Here is a 3706-nt window from a genome sequence, read left to right as displayed (position 1 = left end):
CCCCCGCCGTGTCCAAGTCAAAGACACCCAGCAAGTCCCGGGTGTTCAGCACAAAGTCTTGTCCGGCATGAAAGTACATGGTTCGTCTCCTTCTTTCTTTGCAAAGAAAGAAGCAAAGAAACTCTAATCGATGGGACTTTCCGACGCCTGTCCCGCCTTCACATAGATGATCTTGCCGTTGGTCCGGGCAAAGGCGGCGGTGTCACAGGTCGTCACGATGGTCTGGTGCTCGCCCATCCGGGTCAGCAGGTAGGTCTGCCGCTCGTCGTCCAATTCGCTGAGCAGGTCGTCCAGCAACAGCACCGGGTGTTCCCCGAAAAAGTCGCCTACCACCGTGGCTTCCGCCAATTTCATGGCCAACACACAGCTCCGCTGCTGGCCTTGGCTGCCATAGATCCTGGCGGGCTGGCCGTCCAACTGCAAGTCCAGATCTTCCCGGTGGGGACCGACCATGCAAAAGCCCATCCGCAGTTCACTGCCCCGCACCGACGCCAGCTTTTCGGCCAGCGCTTCGGCGGTGGGCTGGGCGGCACAGCATTGGTACCGCAGCGAAAAAACCTCGGCACCATGCGAAATTTCCGCATAGTTTTGGGCCGCTACCGGGGCCAATGCCTCCACAAAACGCTGCCGGTGGGCCATGATCTGCCCGCCGTACTGGGCCAACTGTTCGTTGTAAGCGTCCAGCAGCAGCGCCCCGTTGGGGGTGATGTCATAACTTTTCAGCAGGGCGTTTTTCTGGGCCACCAGCCGCATATACCGGCGCAGCGCCACCAGATAGGGCCGGAATACCTGACACAGCGCCGCGTCCAAAAACCGGCGCCGGCCTTCCGGCCCGCCCTTGACCAGCGAGAGAAGGTCCGGCTCGAACACCACGGCCTGAAAGTTGCCCGCCAATGCCGCGGCTCGGCCTTGGTCCACCCCGTTGAGCTTGGCGGTGCGGCCGGGGCGTTGACTGCCCTTGGCCCCCACCGTCAGACGGATGGTCTTTTCGGTGCCGTCGCTTTCCAGCGCGCCTTCGATCACCGAAAACTCGCACCCGCGGCGGATCAGTTCGGCGTCCTTGGCACCCCGGAAGCTCTTGCCCCCGGTGAGCAGCCACACCGCTTCCAGCAAATTGGTCTTGCCCTGTCCGTTAGGCCCGCACAGCACCGTCAGGTGGGGGTCGGGGTCCAGCACAGCATGGGCCAGGTTGCGGTGGTCGGTCAGCTCCAGATGGGTCAGGCGCATCAGCCGCCCTCCGCGATCTGTACCGTCTGGCCGTCCAGCTCTACGGTGTCCCCGGCGCGGCATTTCTTGCCCCGCATGGTACACACCTCGCCGTTGACCTTGACCGCGCCGCCTTGGATCAGTTCCTTGGCTTCGCCGCCCGTTTCACACAGACCGGCAAATTTCAGCAGCGCGTCCAGCTTGATATACTCGGTATGAATCCGCAGTTTTTCCATAGGATCAGCCCTCGTTCTTGAACCGCACCGGCAGCACCAGATAGATGAAGTCCTTGCCGTCCTCGGGCAGGATCTTCACGGGGCTTAAGGGGCCGTTGATCTCCAGCACCATCCGCTCGCACTTGGAATACCGCAGCGCGTCCAGCAGATACCGGTTATTGAAGCCGATCTCCACCGGGTCGCCGGTCATCTCTACCGGCGGGAACTCGTCCACCACCTTGCCCAGCGGCGTCTGGCACCGCACGGTGATCTTGTCTTCGGCAAAGGAGATGCGCAGCGGATTTTTCAGCCGCTCGGTGATGATGAGGGAGGCGCGCTCGATGGTGTTGATGAAGGTCTTGCAGTCCACCGTCACCCGGGTGCGCTTGTCCTTGGGGATGACGCTCTCGTAGCTGAGGAAGTCGCCTTCGATCAGGCGGCTCATGATGGTGTAGCCGTTGGTGGTGAACACCACATACCGGCGGTTGGCGTCGATCTTTACCGGGTCATCCGGTCCGCCCATGATCTTGAGCAGTTCCTGCAAGGTCTTGGCGGGAATGATGATGCGGATGTCGCGGGTGCATTCCACGTCCCGCTGGATGATGGCCAGCCGGTAGCCGTCCAGTGCCACAATGGTCAGGCTGCCCGGTTCGATGACAAAGAGTTCGCCGGTGTGGGCGGGTTTCTTGTCGTCCTGGCTGACAGCGTAGATGGTTTTCTCGATGAGTTCCCGCATCATGCTGGTGGGGATGGTCATGGTATTGTCCGCCCCGGTCACCGGCAGGCTGGGATAGTCGGAGGCGTTCAGGGCAGGAATTTCAAATTCCGCCACGCCGCCGCTGATGATGGCCTGACCTTCGTCGGTCAGTTCGATGCGCACATCCCCCGCAGGCATCCGGCTGACCATCGAGAGCAGCAGCTTGGCTTCCAGCACCGTTTCGCCGGGAACCAGTACGTTGCATTCGATGGTGGTGGTGATGCCCATCTCCATATCGTAGCCGGTCAGCGTCAGGTTGAAGCCCTCGGCTTTCAGGTAGATGCCTTCCAGCACCGGAATGGCGGAGCGGTTGGTGATGGCGCGGGAAACGCCTTCAATGGCGGACGCCAACAGAGATTTTTCGCATTCAAATTTCATGGCAGGTCCTTTCTCGGTCTTTGTCTTGCAGATAGGCCCGACGTCTGGGTAGTTGAGTGGTAAAATAGGTCCCTTTTTGTTTTCCACACCGGATGCGCCATTTTGCCGGGTTTGGCAGAATGTTTTCGTCGTTTTGGACGCAGAAACTATTAACTATTCTCGTAGTAGTAGTAGGGGGTGTGAAAACCGTGGAAAACTCCACCAGACCAGATAGCGGCGCGGAAAATTACCGTTGAGTTTTTCTCCACCGACTGTGTAGAAAACGGTGGAAAACAGGGAAAACTTGGGTTTTGCACCGCGCCTCTTGAAAACTGCCTGTTGAAAAGGGAAAACTTTGTTGATAACCTACTTTCTTGAAAGAAAGTAGGCAAAGAACTTTCAAATAACCATTCCAGAGAAGGGATGACCCTTCTTTTTTGAACCAAAAATCGAACATCGTTCGATTTTGATTGGAATTTCTTTGGTTCTTTTTTTGTAAAGAAAGAACATTAAGTGCGGACGTTCTTCATGATGTCGCTGCACATCTCTTTGAGGTGTTGGTCCTTGGTGATGTTTTCGGCCATCGTCTTGATGGAATACACCACCGTGGAATGATCCCGCTGGAACTCCTGCCCGATGGCTTCCATGCTCATGCCGGTCACTTCCCGGATGATATACATGGTCATCTGCCGGGCGGCGCTCACGTTGGCGTTGCGCTTCTTGCCCCGGATATCCGCCGGCATCACATTGTAGGTGCGGGCTACCTCGTTGAGGATCTTCTCGATCGTGACCGGGATGGGCTGGCTGTCGTTCAAGGTATCCTTGATGGCGGTGGTCGTCACGCCGATGCAGGGGGCAATGCCCTCCAACATATAATAAGCGTTCAGCTTCTTCACCGCGCCTTCCAACTGCCGGATGTTCTGCTTCAGGTGATTGGCGATGTATTCCGCCACGTCATCCGGCAAGTCCAGATTCAGCAGCTCGGCTTTCCGCTTCACGATGGCTACCCGGGTCTCGAAATCCGGCGGCTGAATGTCCGCCGTCAGACCCCACTCAAACCGGGTGCGCAGCCGCTCTTCCAGACTCTTGATCTCCTTGGCCGGACGGTCCGACGCAATGACGATCTGCCGCCCGTCGTTGTGCAGCGTGTTGAAGGTGTGGAAAAATTCCT

At 58.1% G+C, this 3706-nt stretch carries 4 protein-coding genes; all 4 read right to left on the bottom strand.

Annotated features, from left to right (window positions below; genetic code table 11):
- Nucleotides 1-123: 123 nt before the first annotated feature.
- Nucleotides 124-1227 carry a DNA replication/repair protein RecF gene (gene recF, locus Q0526_RS09005; RefSeq protein ID WP_298732700.1) on the bottom strand — a complete coding sequence of 368 codons (1104 nt, stop codon included), beginning with the start codon at nucleotides 1225-1227 and terminating at the stop codon, nucleotides 124-126.
- Nucleotides 1227-1442, bottom strand: coding sequence for an RNA-binding S4 domain-containing protein (locus tag Q0526_RS09000; RefSeq protein ID WP_298732698.1), 216 nt, complete (start codon nucleotides 1440-1442; stop codon nucleotides 1227-1229). The genes recF and Q0526_RS09000 overlap by 1 nt, the downstream gene beginning before the upstream one ends.
- A 4-nt stretch (nucleotides 1443-1446) precedes the next feature.
- Nucleotides 1447-2556, bottom strand: coding sequence for a DNA polymerase III subunit beta (dnaN, locus tag Q0526_RS08995; RefSeq protein WP_298732696.1), 1110 nt, complete (start codon nucleotides 2554-2556; stop codon nucleotides 1447-1449).
- A 488-nt stretch (nucleotides 2557-3044) separates the two neighbouring features.
- Nucleotides 3045-3706 (bottom strand): DnaA/Hda family protein (locus tag Q0526_RS08990; protein ID WP_298732694.1); only part of this gene is annotated, 662 nt, incomplete at its 5' end.

The organism is uncultured Subdoligranulum sp., assembly GCF_937890665.1.
Note: the sequence above shows the minus strand (reverse complement) of the source record. Positions and strands in the feature narration are given on the sequence as shown.

What these genes read in the sequence shown, in the direction of transcription:
- dnaN (WP_298732696.1), bottom strand. Translation starts at nt 2,556, where the DNA reads ATGAAATTTGAATGCGAAAAATCTCTGTTGGCGTCCGCCATTGAAGGC.
- Q0526_RS09000 (WP_298732698.1), bottom strand. Translation starts at nt 1,442, where the DNA reads ATGGAAAAACTGCGGATTCATACCGAGTATATCAAGCTGGACGCGCTG.
- recF (WP_298732700.1), bottom strand. Translation starts at nt 1,227, where the DNA reads ATGCGCCTGACCCATCTGGAGCTGACCGACCACCGCAACCTGGCCCAT.